Genomic DNA, 14675 nt, shown 5'->3' with positions numbered 1-14675 from the left:
GGGTAGTAAGAAGTTCAACAACAAATCACTCTAAGCACCATGAGTGCCCCAAATGTTTATCATTTAGAGGTGATGGTCGAAGAAACCAACTCGCGTAGCCAAATGCCTTTGTCTTCATTGTTTCGGCTGGAATGCCACAGCATGGCAATATCAAAATCCGCAACGGCGATCGGCGGCTTAACAGTAATGAGATCGTCCGAAAAGCCCTCCGCCAACGCCATTTTTTCTGGCACGATGGCAATGAGATCGCGCTTTTTCAATAGATGCCGAATAGTGAGAAAGTTGCGCGACGCCACGGTGACTTTGCGGCTCAAGCCATGTTCTGCGAGCTTTTGGTCTACTTGTGTCTTTAAGCTCCCATCGGGACTTACCAGAGCTTGCTCTATGTTCGCGAACGCTTCCAGAGACAGCTGTGTTTCCCCTTGCAATACCTGTTTATCACACATGCACACGTGCTTTTCGGTGTACAAGTACAAGCTCTCAAAGTTGTCATCCAACACCGGCATGCTGCCAATAATGACATCGAGCTTTTCATGCTCAGTTAATGCCACGTAGTTGCTACGATTGACGTTAATAAAACTGATCTGCGCCTCTGGGGCGCGCTGGCGTATTTCGTCATAAAGCCGAGGAGCAAAAATAAACTCGGCATAATCCGTTAATCCAATGCGACATACACCCGCATAATTTTTAGGTTGGAAGGCAGACTTAGTGAGCAAGTCTTTGGCGATAGAATCCAACAAGTGATGCACAGTTGGCGCGATGTGGTGAGCGTGCTCGGTGGGCTCCATCTTGTGCCCTTTTCGCTCAAAAAGCGGGTCGTCAAACAACAACCTTAAACGAGACAAACTATGACTCATCGCCGACTGGCTAACGTAACTTTTCTCTGCCGCGACGCTAACGCTTCGATAGCGATACAAGTAGGAAAACGTCACCAATAAGTTCAAGTCAATGTTGCGCCACTGAATGTCCTCTTTCACTCCAACATCCTCATCCCATTTCATTCATAGATGAAATTAAAATCATCAATTTGAGTCATTTTAGAGCATTCGATAAATTAGCAACAATGCTTTTTAGATAAACAGGCTCGACATGTTCACCATATTCAAAACTTTTTTCTGGCTGGGTTGGTTCAGCTTCGGCGGCCCGGCGGCTCATATTGGTTATTTTCGCCAAACCTTTGTTGAGAAACTGAAATGGCTTGATGACAGCGAGTACGCGCAAATTGTCGCGCTCAGTCAGTTTTTGCCGGGACCGGGCTCAAGCCAAGTTGGCTTTGCTTTAGGCTATAAACGTGGCGGTTTAGGTGGCGCATGCGCAGCATTTGTCGGATTCACGCTTCCTTCAGTGGTCATCATGTTGGCGCTGGCGATGGTGAGCAGCCAAATCACCGACACCGCAGTGTTCCAAAACATCGTTCACGGCCTAAAACTGCTCGCAGTCGTCGTCGTGGCGGATGCGACTTGGGGCATGTACAAAAACTTCTGCCAAAGTAAACTGACCGCGGGTTTGTGCGTCGCGACTGCGATTGCGTTGCTGGTGGCACCAAGCATCATGACGCAAATGTTCGTGTTGATCGCAGCAGGTTTTGTCGGAATGCGATATCTGAAGAAAGACTCCGCGCCATCAGCCGAGTCGTTTAAACCGTCTATCGCGCCATTAGCTCTATTTGCGATGCTTTTACTCGGCTTACCGTTAGTGGCTCATACGTTACCTTTGCTTGGGCTGTTTAGTGATTTTTTCCAAGCTGGTAGCTTAGTGTTTGGTGGCGGTCATGTGGTTCTGCCGCTTCTGCAAAACATTGTTGGCGACCAGCTCAGCCAAGATGCATTTTTAACAGGCTACGCCGCTGCACAAGCTGTACCGGGGCCAATGTTCACCTTTGCTACTTTTATCGGTTATGAGCTTTCGGATACGCCAATTTTAGGCGCTCTGATCGCAACGCTTGGCGTATTCCTCCCTGGGTTTCTTTTACTACTTGGCGTTCTTAAGAACTGGCAAGCACTGGCAGGCAAACCGCTGGTCTCCGGCGCCATCAACGGTGTAAATGCCTCGGTAGTAGGGTTACTACTCGCGGCACTTTACCAGCCAGTATTTAGCAGCGCAGTTGTTGCTCCCATCGACATGGCGTTAGTGATTGCGGGTTTCTATCTACACAAAAAGCTCAACCTTTCGGTACTATGGATGATCGTGTTTTTTGTGGCAGCAGGCCTTGTCACGGGCATGATGTAGCCTGCTGATACGCCAACTATTGAATCTAGATAAACCACGGGCACTCAAATACGAGTGCCCTTGCTTAGATTAGATAGTGAAAACGGAACAGACCCCGATAAAAAGAGCATCACAAATTATGACTTAACTTCTCTCGGTTAAGCCATTGTTCATTCTTACCAACTTAACTGCATCATGACGAGAATGGACATCGAGTTTTTTGTACAACTTGTATATATGGCTTTTCACTGTACTTTCAGATAAAAAAAGTCTTGAAGCAATTTGTTGATTTGAAATGCCGTACACAAGTAGCTCTAGAATCTGTTTTTCTCTGCATGTTAACTCATCATGCTGCTGTTCTTCGGACAAATTTGCATGCCGATAATTGAGGACTAACTTCTCTAGGTACATTCTTGGTAGCCACAACCCACCTTTCAGTACGTATTCCGCGCCATCACATATATGTGTCACTGATGCACTTCGGAGCAAAATTCCTTTTAACAACTTCCAATGCAGTAAGTCCGTTTGTACTTTTTCACAAGGGACGTTGTGAAGCATAAAGGACCACCCAAATAGATCAAAATCTGGTAACTTTCCTTGTACTTCAAGCTGACGCATAAAATCGTAATCAATAAACATCAAATCGATACTGAGTGAGTGACTTCTGAACACCACTTCATCTGGTTGCATTATCTTTACATCGACATCATGAATGGAAGACAGCTGTTTTTTTATTAAGTTACTTTGTAAATTACTCTCAGCTAGCAGTATCAAGTGCTTCTTTTCCATAGTCCCACCACATTAACTTACCTGTTTCACCAACCCCCGTTAGAAAATTAATTGGAGGCAGCAAAGAGAATTTATCTTCATTTTAAGTAGAAAATATAGCACTTCAGAATGATATCGCATTGCTTTTCAGCACCGAAAAAGACTTAAAAAGTATGAACCTGTTGTGTTTTTATCCATACTTTTCAACCTGTGTTAGCATAAGGATATGATTTATAATATTAAATAATAAAGATAATAATTGGATAAAATGCCATTTATAAAAAATGGATGACTGCTCCGCTCAGTGCAATAGAACAAATTACTTCTTTATATTGGCTTCATTTCATACTTGATGAGTACTTAAAGTAAATACAAAAAATAACATTATGATTATGTTATTTTTTTCTTTAATACTTTAAATAGACGTACCTAAATACTCCCTTCCAGCCTGAATCATTCTCAATAATGAGAACAGCTTTCACTGATCCTTTCTTATAATTTCATCGCTTCCCACAACATTTGAAGGAAGCAGCAAGAAGTTAAGTGCAGTCATTTTTAATCAGGAATAACAGGAAATGGAGTAATCGTTATGACTCTAAACAAAACAGGGCTTGCTTTAGCAATGTCAGCAATTTTATTTAGTGGCTCTCTAATCGCGAATGAGATCGATGATGGAGACGACAACATGCAATGGACTGACAGCGCTAATACCGATATCGGTTTATCTGGCAGCTTCAATGATAACAGTGACAATAGCGCATCTCTCGGTGTTGGTGATAGCTTCAACGACAACAGCGATAATAGTGCGTCACTAGGTATTGGTCATAGCTTCAACGACAACAGCGACACTGACAACAGTGCAACTCTTGGTGTTGATGACAGCTTTAATAACAACAGCGACAACTCAAACTCGAGCACTAACACAGCTCAAAGCCACAACGACAATAGTACGTCTAACGCTAACGACAACAGTACCAGTGCTGATCTTGATGTGAGCCTAAATAGTGATAGTAGTGATTCAAGTACTAACACAAATAGAAGCCACAACGACAACAGCGACTCTAGTACTACTGTAAGACGTAGCAACAACGACAACAGTGACTCTAGTATCAACAGTAGCTTTAACGATAACAGCGATAATCGTAATCAAAGCGACAACCGTAACCAGAGTGATAACCGTAGCTACGCTGATTCAAGCACAACAAACTCGAACAGCTTTAACGACAATAGTAACTATCAAAGTGACTCGAGCTCAACAAATGTTGATAGCTTCAATCAAGTCCATATGGATACAGATATGGTTGTTGCGAGCTCAAGCCTAATGGGTGGTGTTACAGGTGCATCAGTTATTTATGCAACTAACGCGGATGATACTCGAGTTCGAGTTGAAAACATGAACACCCTTGGTGGTCTTGGTGGTGCGGCTGGTATTACTACCGTTGGTCAGAATGCTGGTTCTAATTCACTTGTACAACAATCTGTTACAACTAATGCAAGTGTGTTTACTGGGGGTGAGTAACCGACTAGTAGGAGAAAGCGATGCGTTTGGCAATCTGTACTTTGAGTATGATAGTTGCCTGCACTGCACTCGCTGATGACATTGCATTATCTGGCGGAGAAGTTAGCTTGGATATCATGAATGAATCAAGAGGTGGACAAAATGTTGAACTCGACTTGGTTTATGCAGAATCAGATATCAATGGTATTTCGTCAGATAATGTCGCGTCAAACACCGTGAGTGGTAACAATATACTATCAAGTGGAGCGTTCGCAGACAGTTCGGGTATATCCAACGTAATTCAGAACAGCGGAAACAACGTTTTAATCCAGAACTCTACCGTCGTTAACCTGACACTCAAGTAAACAATATGAAAGTATTAAATAACGTAATTTGGCTGATGCTCGTTTATTCAGCATCAGCCATTTCATTAGAACTGCTACCTTACCGAGCACATTACTCTGTTCCTGTTAAAAGCTACAAAGAAATAGTGTTCGGTGATGTTTTTCGCCAACAGTATGACTTCAGCTGTGGCTCTGCCGCCCTGGCTTCTCTTCTCACTTTTCATTATGCAACAGAGTCATCTGAACAAGATATCTTCAAAAGCATGTTTGAAAAAGGTGATAAAGAAAAAATCAAAGAGAAAGGTTTTTCTTTGTTGGATATGAAGTTTTACTTGGATTCCATAGGGTTACGTTCTGACGGCTTTCAAGTAGGATTGGAGAAAATTAAAGAAGTCGGCGTCCCTGGGATTACTCTCGTTAATTTCGATGGGTATATGCATTTTGTTGTCATCAGAGGTATAAACAATCACTCAGTTATTCTAGGAGACCCTTCTAGAGGAACCATGATAATGAAACTGGATGAGTTTGAAAAATATTACCAAGGAATTGTGTTACTGGTCCGTAACGAAGCGGAAATGGGAAGGTCTAGCTTTATAACCAATGATAATTTCACCGTATATCAAAGATCACCATTAAAAACAGGAGTGTCTAGAGATTCCTTAGGGGTATTTAGCATTACTCTCCCAGTTTCCGGTGAAAATTAATATAACATTGTTTTAAATAACTTTAAGAACTAAACAACCTGAAAGGCCTGCATTATGAACTACAATAAATTTTTGTTAGTGCTTTGTATGCTAATACCTCATTTTAATGTGAATGCTAAAGATGTTGGCCTGCAAGAACTTACTCCTCTTTCAAATTTATCTTTAGAAGAATATCGAGGTGGCTTCCAAATTACGGACGAGTATATTATTAATATTGGATTAAGCATTACTACGACTATAAATGGCGATGATATTTTGAACACAAACATTGCCAACTTAGTAATTGAAAATGGTAATTTAAAAAACATTAGCGCAAATAGTGAAAATCAAAGTGGAGATATTTTCAACCAGGGTATTGTTAACATCATACAATTTGGTGAAGGAAATATTATTGGAGATGATTCTATAGATTCACCCAAAATGCCTTCGTCTCAAAATCCTAATATAATAAGTTCAGACTTTATAAATTCAAGTATTATCAATATTATTCAAAACACGAAAGATAACAGTATTATTGGACTTAGCACGCTCGTAGACATTGATGCTCAAGTAAATGGGGTAATACGGGAAATCAAAGCAAACCAACAATTAGAAGACGCCTTATTGAACCACCTTCAATGAGCATTTCCATTTTTATCTGAAAAATTGTCACGTTAAGCTTCTTTGATATTAGAAACGACTGATATCTATGATTACATACCAAAATAAAGGTAGATATATCAATAGGCCACCATCATTTTAAGAATATATACCTACTTTATCCAATATAATCCAATCAATTTATAATGCGAACACTAGGCGCTAACGATAAATTAGGCCCAAGACTCAAGGGCCTAATATCCATTTTACAAATTAAAAGGTACTCGTACTGTTAATTGAAAGTCGGGAGTATCTTCTGTAAGACCAGCTTGAGCACTAACATTGATAGATGAGCGTTCACTAAAGGCATAGTTTATACCAAAAGTTAATGCATCTAATTGAAGCAACTTAGCATCATCTGCCGATCTGCCATTTACTTTGCTTTTTAAAATAGTTTTATGGCTAAGTCCTAAAGAGAATGAAAGATCAGGATTCACCGCAAACCCCATTCCTCCTGAAAGAGAAATAGTGTCTCCAAGTTCAACATCAGCTTTTGTGTCGCCAACTGTAACAGTATCCTCTAAGTTATAAATATAACTTAGACTAGCGAACAAGACCGCAGGATCAACAGGGTGAATAAGAGATAAATTAGGCTCAAAACTCCAAAAACCCGAACCTGTAGGGACATCACTAAATGAGTTGCTTCCATCTTCAATAGAAACATCATAAGGCGATCGTCCTGTATCCGACTTTACTCTAAGGCCACCTACCCAGTATGGCGCAGACTCAAAGTTAAACTGGTGCCTCAATGCGAACTCTACATCACCAAGCCCTCCGCCATCCACCGTTGTGTTTACTACTTCACTGTTTGAACCATCTTGAATGGGGCGCGTAGAAACTTGGTCATTACGATACACATACGGCACTCTAACTTCTAACTCTGTGGCGTTTGTTAAACCGTACCGAGCAGTTAATCCAACGGTTACTGTAGTCCTATCCGAATCACTCACTTCAATTCGCCCAACAATCAGAGTTGGTAAGACTGTATACCCAACAACAGATACTTTGTTTGAAGAGTTTTGTGTATAGCTTAAAGACGAATCAAATGACCATTTACCTTTAGGTGTGAGAACGCCTGGGCGCTCAATAACATCACCAACCGTTTGGGCGCGCTGAGGAATATCATCTCCTTCAGCACCATATGCATTCCCCGCAATGAATAAACTACAAAGATAGGTACCCAGTAAAGTCTTCCGTAACATCACATCTTTCCTTTTGCTGATGATCGTACCCAAGTAATCTCAGGCAATAGCTTGAGGTGAAGCTCCTAACTTTCCAAAGTAAGATTAGTATAGCTACTTCAAAACCACGACATACCTTTAAGTTTGGCGCTTTGAAGAAATTAGGAGACATTTATACTTATCTTCAACACTAAGCCACTAGTTAATAAATAATTAGGATAGATTCTATGTTTTCGCAATATTATTAATAAAATAAATTGCTTACCTGTGCTCCTAGTATGAAGTCGGTATGACATAACAGCTGAAAAGCCTGTTCTCTTTTGCGTAGCATCAATCACATTGCTTTTTAGATCGAGTCGCTCCGACTTCAACCATAACTAACGCTATCTTCCCCACATATTTCATCAAAATGCATTCCCGTGTCGCGATTTAACATGCTAAAGTTAACAATGCGTTAACAATTATAAATACAATGAGAAGACATGGAGTCACTTAAAATGAATCAGCCGAATCTAAATAGCGCTGCTGGTTGCGCTCTCCCACCACCAAATGAAATGATCCTCAAATGGGCTCAAGAGCGTCCAAATGAGGTCTACCTAAAACAAATTATTAACCGACAGTTTGTTGAGTACACATTCTCTGATGTTGCAGATCAAGCCTTAAAACTTGTCAGCGCACTACGCTCGCTTGGTGTAAAGCCTGGCGACAAAGTTGCGTTAGTATCTAAAAACTGTGCAGAATGGTTTATTTGCGATCTTGCTATGATGCTTGGTGACTATGTCAGTGTGCCAATCTTTCCTACCGCCGGTGCAGACACCATCGAATACTGTGTGACTCATAGTGAAAGTAAAGCGATCATTGGCGGAAAACTCGATGATCCCAAAGCAACTCAGCAAGTCATTGATGCTATGCCTGAACTCATTAGCATCGCTCTACCTTATGACACGGCACCTAAGTGTAAGCACGAATACCAAGCGCTCATTGCTGGTGCAGTGCCAAGTGAAGAGCGTCCGCAGCATTACGATGACAAGCTAATGTCGTTGGTGTATACCTCAGGCACATCAGGGTTACCGAAAGGCGCGATGCTAACTTACGGCGCATTCAGTTGGTCTGTTCAGCAACTAATCAATCATATTGGTATCCAAGAAAACGACCGATTGTTCTCTTATTTACCGCTCGCTCATATTACAGAGCGTGTTTATATCTTCGGTTCATCGATTATGGGTGGCGTGCCAACAGCATTTCCAGAGTCACTGGACACTTTTATCGAAGATGTGAAGATGCACCGACCAACTCTGTTTATCTCCGTCCCACGATTATGGACGCTATTCCAGCAACGTATTCAAGACAAACTTCCACAGAAGAAGCTCAATATTCTGTTGAAAATCCCATTCGTCAATTCTTTGATCAAGAAAAAGCTAGCAGATGGTCTCGGTTTAGATCAGGCTCGAGTATTAGGCTGTGGCTCCGCACCTGTATCGCCAGCGCTGTTGGAATGGTACCACTCAGTGGGCCTTGATATCACAGAGGCTTGGGGGATGACGGAATCATTTGCCTACAGCACGCTCAACTACCCATTTAGAGCTGACAAAATTGGTAGTGTCGGTAATGCAGGGCCAGGCATTGAGTTAAAAATCGCAGCCGATGATGAAATCATGGTGCGTGGCAAAGGGCTATTTTCTGGCTACTACAAAAATGATATTGCCACCCAAGAGTCTTTTGATTCAGAGGGCTGGCTACACACAGGCGATATCGGCGCTATCGACTCAGATGGTTATCTAACGATTCAAGGCCGTAAAAAAGATAACTTCAAAACCGCCAAAGGTAAATTTGTCTCTCCGGTTCCTATCGAGAAAAAGCTTTTCGAGTACAGTCGTGTAGAGATGATGTGTCTCATCGGTTTAGGGCTACCCGCTCCGATTCTTTTGGTTGTGCCACATGACTTCCCTAACTTTGATCGAGAGCGATACGCACGTACCACACGTAAAGTTATTGCCAGGATGAATCAAGAACTCGCCTCTCATGAGCAAATCAAAGGTGTGTTAATGATTAAAGAACCTTGGAGTATAGAAAATGGCGTACTGACGCCAACGCTTAAAATTAAACGTCATGTGCTCGAACAAAAGTATCATGAGATAGGCCACAATTGGCCAAAAGATGAATTGGTCGTGTGGGAAGAAGACTTGTAATTTTGCTTGCACTCCTCAACACCATTGGGGAGTGCAACTTAACTTTGAGCTTGAATCAAACTCATAGACTACTCTCTCCAGAATGGCTTACTCACTTCACAACTAATCTCCCTTTCACCTAATCCAATATCGTCCCAAAGGTGCTTTGGTAACTCTCTCAAGTGACGACGTGTCTTATAGTTCCTTCTCCAAGCCGCCAGTTTAGAATAAATTAACTGTAACCCGCTCTGATGGGCAGTAGGTATAGTACGCTCACAAGTGTGTGTCATGTTTTCCATTTCAAAGATCCCTATACAATGTTGACCACTTAATAATCAGCGACTACGCTGATATCCTCAAACGATAGAATCTGCCATAGAGTTAAGGAAAACTAATGTGAAAGATCGAATGCCTCCCTTACAGGGCTTGTATTACTTTTTCGTTGCAGCAAAGGAAGGAAGCTTTAAAACGGCAGCAAAAGAACTGTTTGTTACGCCAGCGGCCATTAGTCAGCAAATTCGTCATTTAGAAGAGTTCTTAGGCACGGACCTATTTGTTCGTCAGCACAGAAAAATCGTGCTCACACCAGAGGGAGAGCTACTGTTTAGTCAGGCAGAAAGAGGGTTTGCTCATTTGCAGCAAGGGGTTAGATTAGTCAATCAAGATCCAAACCCGAACCACCTTTCGATATCAACACTCCCCTCTTTCGCTCATCATTGGTTAGTCCCGAAAATTACGGCTTTTCGCCAGCGTCACCCTGATATCGCCTTGCTATTAGAACCAACCAATGATTTGGTGTCTTTTCAAGATAGTCAGATAGATTTATGTGTTCGTTACGGTTTAGGAAAATATACCAATTTAGAATCACAATGGCTGATGGACGAAGCTTTTTATCCTGCTTGTCATCCGGTGTACCAGAAAGAGCACAGGATCTATAACATCGAGGATTTAAGCAAAGCTGAGCTGATTGAAGATGTTTGGCCTGATCTTGATTGGAATATGTGGTTAGCAACCTTGGGTCACTGCGCAGCAAAGCCTACCTTAAAATACAGTGGATCACATCTCGTGCTTGAGGCTGCACTATCACTTCAAGGCGTGGCATTAGTAAAACACAGTTTAGCCCATCAATATTTTCGTTCTGGCAAATTGGTCCGAATTGGAGATATCGCTATCAAGCCCAACTTTGCGTATTACTTGTGTGCGCCAAAAGGCTACTTAAAAAGACCTAAAGCTCAATTGTTTGCGCAATGGTTGAAGGAAGAAATAGAAATATTTGAAAAGTCAGTGGTACCAGACTTTAAGACCATTGACCTAAAAGGCAACAGTACTAGAACGGCATCATAACAATCATCAAAACAAACACGCTCTGCGTATAAGACTGCTAAATACAAAAAGCCCCGCACTAAGCGGGGCTTTCAAGTTATAGAGTTAACTTAAGAATTACTTCTTAGCGTTACGCTCTTTAACGTCAGCAATTACTTGCTCTGCAACGTTTGTTGGACATGGTGCGTAGTGTGAGAACTCCATAGAGAACTGACCACGACCAGAAGTCATAGTACGTAGAGTACCGATGTAACCAAACATTTCTGATAGAGGTACATCACCCTTGATACGTACGCCAGTAGACGCTGCTTGTTGGTCTTTGATCATACCACGACGACGGTTAAGGTCACCGATTACGTCACCAACGTGATCTTCTGGAGTGAACACGTCAACTTTCATGATTGGCTCAAGAAGTTGCGCGCCAGCTTTAGGCATAGACTGACGGAATGCACCTTTCGCTGCGATTTCGTAAGCGATAGCTGAAGAGTCAACTGCGTGGAAACCACCGTCGAATAGTTCAACTTCAACGTCTAGAGTAGGGAAGCCAGCTAGAACACCGTGCTCCATCATTGACGCAAAGCCTTTCTCAACTGCAGGCCAGAATTCTTTAGGTACGTTACCACCAACAACTGTAGATTTGAACGTGAAGCCAGAGTTTGGCTCACCTGGTTTGATGCGGTAGTCGATCTTACCGAACTGACCAGAACCACCAGACTGTTTCTTGTGCGTGTAGCTATCTTCGATTGCTTGAGTGATAGTTTCACGGTAAGCAACCTGTGGAGCACCAACTTCTAGCTCAACGCCGTAAGTACGCTTAAGGATATCTACCTTGATGTCTAGGTGAAGTTCACCCATACCTTTCAGGATAGTTTCGCCTGAATCTTCATCAGTCTCAACTTGGAATGATGGATCTTCTGCAACCATTTTACCGATCGCGATACCCATCTTCTCAGAACCGCCTTTATCTTTAGGCTTAACTGCGATAGAGATTACTGGATCTGGGAAGATCATTGGCTCAAGAGTACATTCGTGCTTAGGATCACATAGAGTGTGACCAGTTTGAACGTTCTTCATACCAACTACAGCGATGATGTCACCAGCTTGTGCTGAATCGATCTCGTTACGCTCGTCCGCGTGCATCTCAACCATACGGCCGATACGCTCTGTTTTACCAGTTGCAGAGTTAAGGATTGTGTCACCTTTCTTCATCTTACCAGAGTAGATGCGGATAAAGGTTAGAGCACCGAAGCGGTCATCCATGATCTTAAATGCAAGAGCACGTAGTGGCTCGTCTGCAGATACAGTCGCAACTTCACCAGTTGGCTCACCAGTCTCTGAATCAGTTAGAGGCTGTGGATCAACTTCTGTTGGAGATGGTAGGTAATCAATTACCGCGTCAAGAATAAGTTGGATACCTTTGTTCTTGTACGCTGAACCACAGTAAGTTGGGAAGAATGCTAGATCACGAGTACCTTTACGGATACAACGTTTGATGTCTTCTAGAGATGGCTCTTCGCCTTCTTCTAGGTAAGCCATCATTAGATCTTCGTCTTGCTCTAGAGCAGTTTCGATTAGCATTTCACGGTATTCAGCAGCTTTTTCTACCATGTCTGCTGGAATATCTTGAACTTCGTAGTTCTCTGGTTGGCCAGACTCATCCCATACGTAAGCTTGTTGGCTTAGTACGTCTACAACACCTACGAAATCTTCTTCGATACCGATAGGTAGAGTCATAACTAGAGGTGTAGCACCTAGTACGTTCTGTACTTGATCTACAACTTTGTAGAAATCTGCGCCCATACGGTCTAGTTTGTTAACGAAGATCAGACGTGATACGTGTGATTCGTCAGCGTAACGCCAGTTAGTTTCTGACTGAGGCTCAACACCACCAGAACCACAGAATACACCGATACCACCGTCAAGTACTTTTAGAGAACGGTAAACTTCGATAGTGAAGTCAACGTGTCCAGGAGTATCGATGATGTTTAGACGGTGATCGTTCCAGAAACAAGTTGTTGCTGCAGACTGGATTGTGATACCACGCTCAGCTTCCTGCTCCATGAAGTCAGTAGTAGTTGAACCGTCGTGAGTGTCACCGATCTTATGGATCTTACCAGTTAGCTTTAGGATACGCTCTGTAGAGGTAGTTTTACCCGCGTCTACGTGAGCAAAAATACCAATGTTTCTGTATTTTGATAAATCAGTCATTGTCTTACTCTGTTAATAAGGTATAAAGTGCGCGCAGAGTATATCACATTCTGTCAATACTGATACCCTTGCGTGCGGATGGAAGAAAAAAAATTTTAACGTGAAATTTCCGTCCCCAAAGCATAGTCAAACACAGCAATTTATGTACTTTATTCGCATTTTATTGAGGACGGATAGAACAGTTTGTGATTGCACAAATACCATTCTTATGAGCATTACAGCTCGTCAAAAGCCTCTATAGCTTCCGACAATTTCTTAACGCCGTGAATTTGCATGCCAGGGATGCCACCTTTCGGCATGTTGGCTGCTGGCACGATGGCTTTCTTGAAACCATGTTTGAACGCTTCATTCAAACGCTCTTGCCCACTTGGCACTGGACGGATTTCGCCCGCAAGCCCTACCTCACCAAAAATCACCACATCTTTAGGGAGTGGACGGTCACGAAAACTCGATAAAAGCGCCATAACTAAAGCAAGATCAGCGCTCGTCTCCGTCACCTTAACACCGCCAACCACATTAACAAAGACATCTTGGTCTGCCATTTGTAAGCCACCATGCTTATGCAACACCGCGAGCAAAAGTGATAGGCGGTTCTGCTCCAAGCCGACCGCAACACGACGAGGGTTGGCTAACTGCGAGTAATCCACCAGCGCTTGAATCTCTACTAGCAGAGGGCGCGTGCCTTCCCAAACCACCATGACGGAAGAGCCTGATGTTTCTTCTTCACCACGAGAAAGGAAGATCGCTGATGGGTTACTCACTTCTTTCAATCCTTGGCCTGTCATTGCAAAGACACCAAGCTCATTCACAGCGCCAAAACGGTTTTTATGACTACGCAAAGTGCGGAATCGGCTATCCGTTCCACCATCGAGTAGTACCGAACAGTCGATAATGTGTTCAAGAACTTTGGGGCCCGCAAGGGTACCATCTTTTGTTACGTGACCAACAATAAATACCGCAACATTATTCTGTTTTGCGTATCGTGTCAGAGCCGTCGCAGATTCACGTACCTGAGCAACACTGCCAGGCGACGATTGAACATCAGAAACGTGCATCACCTGAATCGAGTCTATTACCATTATACGAGGCTGCTCTTTTTCGGCGATTTGGCAAATTTTGTCGACGTTCGTTTCCGATAGCATTTTTAAATGATCTTTCGGCAAGCCCAATCGGGAAGCACGCATTGCCACCTGCTGTAACGACTCTTCACCGGTTACGTAAAGCGTTGGCATTTGCGCAGATAAACTACACATGGTTTGCAACAGAAGGGTTGATTTACCTGCACCAGGGTTACCACCAATCAAAATTGCGGCACCTGGCACAACACCACCACCCAAGACGCGGTCAAGCTCTTTAAACCCACTGGTGAAGCGAGGTACTTCTTGCAGATCAATTTCGGATAGCGTTTGAACCGTTGCTTCTGTTGCGGAACCAGCGTAGCCGCTTAAGCGTTCATTGCGAGCAACGGTTGGCGATGCAGCGATACGTACTTCTGTTATCGTATTCCATGCACCACATGCGTTACACTGCCCCTGCCAACGGGGAAAGTCCGCGCCGTAACCTTGGTTATTACTTAGACATGAAGTTAGATTAATTATCAATAATCCATTGTGCTGCAACGGTTATCGAAAAGA

Annotated in this window: 13 protein-coding genes; 7 read left to right on the top strand and 6 right to left on the bottom strand. The window is 42.8% G+C overall.

Translation table 11 applies throughout. The annotated features are described in order from the left end of the window. Positions 1-59: 59 nt before the first annotated feature. Entirely contained in the window at positions 60-977 is a 918-nt protein-coding gene (locus tag R7F64_RS16865; protein WP_404764677.1) for a LysR family transcriptional regulator, read from the bottom strand. A gap of 112 nt (positions 978-1089) precedes the next feature. Here R7F64_RS16865 and chrA point away from each other — a divergent pair, with 112 nt between their 5' ends. Then, positions 1090-2229 carry a chromate efflux transporter gene (gene chrA, locus R7F64_RS16860; protein WP_005380170.1) on the top strand — a complete coding sequence of 380 codons (1140 nt, stop codon included), beginning with the start codon at positions 1090-1092 and terminating at the stop codon, positions 2227-2229. Between the two features lie 123 nt (positions 2230-2352). Here the strand turns inward: chrA and R7F64_RS16855 are convergent, their stop codons facing one another. Further along, positions 2353-2997: a helix-turn-helix transcriptional regulator gene (locus tag R7F64_RS16855; RefSeq protein ID WP_005380169.1), complete on the bottom strand. Its 645-nt coding sequence runs from the start codon at positions 2995-2997 to the stop codon at positions 2353-2355. A 568-nt stretch (positions 2998-3565) separates the two neighbouring features. On the opposite strand from R7F64_RS16855, the gene R7F64_RS16850 reads away from it, so the two are divergent. From R7F64_RS16850 to R7F64_RS16835, 4 genes are read left to right on the top strand one after another with little or no spacing between them, the layout of a single operon-like run. Beyond that, positions 3566-4495, top strand: a complete 930-nt coding sequence (locus R7F64_RS16850) for a hypothetical protein (RefSeq protein WP_005391691.1) — start codon at positions 3566-3568, stop codon at positions 4493-4495. Between the two features lie 20 nt (positions 4496-4515). Then, complete coding sequence (locus R7F64_RS16845; protein WP_005380167.1) at positions 4516-4839, top strand: hypothetical protein; 324 nt, start codon at positions 4516-4518, stop codon at positions 4837-4839. A gap of 5 nt (positions 4840-4844) precedes the next feature. Next, positions 4845-5522 (top strand): C39 family peptidase, encoded by a 678-nt coding sequence (locus R7F64_RS16840; RefSeq protein ID WP_033905563.1) that lies wholly within the window; start codon positions 4845-4847, stop codon positions 5520-5522. Positions 5523-5576: 54 nt separating this feature from the next. Continuing rightward, positions 5577-6143, top strand: coding sequence for a hypothetical protein (locus R7F64_RS16835; RefSeq protein ID WP_005380163.1), 567 nt, complete (start codon positions 5577-5579; stop codon positions 6141-6143). Positions 6144-6367: 224 nt separating this feature from the next. Here R7F64_RS16835 and R7F64_RS16830 read toward each other — a convergent pair whose 3' ends face one another. After that, positions 6368-7363 carry a transporter gene (locus R7F64_RS16830; RefSeq protein WP_005380160.1) on the bottom strand — a complete coding sequence of 332 codons (996 nt, stop codon included), beginning with the start codon at positions 7361-7363 and terminating at the stop codon, positions 6368-6370. Between the two features lie 476 nt (positions 7364-7839). Here R7F64_RS16830 and R7F64_RS16825 point away from each other — a divergent pair, with 476 nt between their 5' ends. Further along, complete coding sequence (locus R7F64_RS16825) at positions 7840-9531, top strand: AMP-binding protein (RefSeq protein WP_165401629.1); 1692 nt, start codon at positions 7840-7842, stop codon at positions 9529-9531. Positions 9532-9599: 68 nt separating this feature from the next. Here the strand turns inward: R7F64_RS16825 and R7F64_RS16820 are convergent, their stop codons facing one another. Continuing rightward, on the bottom strand, positions 9600-9800 hold the full coding sequence (locus R7F64_RS16820) for a DUF1127 domain-containing protein (protein WP_224721253.1): 201 nt from the start codon (positions 9798-9800) through the stop codon (positions 9600-9602). Positions 9801-9906: 106 nt separating this feature from the next. Between R7F64_RS16820 and R7F64_RS16815 the strand changes: the two genes are divergently transcribed. After that, positions 9907-10854, top strand: coding sequence for a LysR substrate-binding domain-containing protein (locus tag R7F64_RS16815; RefSeq protein ID WP_318071918.1), 948 nt, complete (start codon positions 9907-9909; stop codon positions 10852-10854). Positions 10855-10950: 96 nt separating this feature from the next. Here R7F64_RS16815 and fusA read toward each other — a convergent pair whose 3' ends face one another. Beyond that, positions 10951-13041, bottom strand: coding sequence for an elongation factor G (fusA, locus tag R7F64_RS16810; protein WP_005386444.1), 2091 nt, complete (start codon positions 13039-13041; stop codon positions 10951-10953). 215 nt (positions 13042-13256) lie between these two features. After that, positions 13257-14636 carry a DNA repair protein RadA gene (radA, locus tag R7F64_RS16805; RefSeq protein ID WP_213916035.1) on the bottom strand — a complete coding sequence of 460 codons (1380 nt, stop codon included), beginning with the start codon at positions 14634-14636 and terminating at the stop codon, positions 13257-13259. Between the last annotated feature and the right edge of the window lie 39 nt (positions 14637-14675).

This window comes from Vibrio sp. Vb1980, assembly GCF_033338615.1.
Taxonomy (GTDB): domain Bacteria; phylum Pseudomonadota; class Gammaproteobacteria; order Enterobacterales; family Vibrionaceae; genus Vibrio; species Vibrio alginolyticus.
This window is presented reverse-complemented; position numbering and strand designations above follow the sequence as displayed.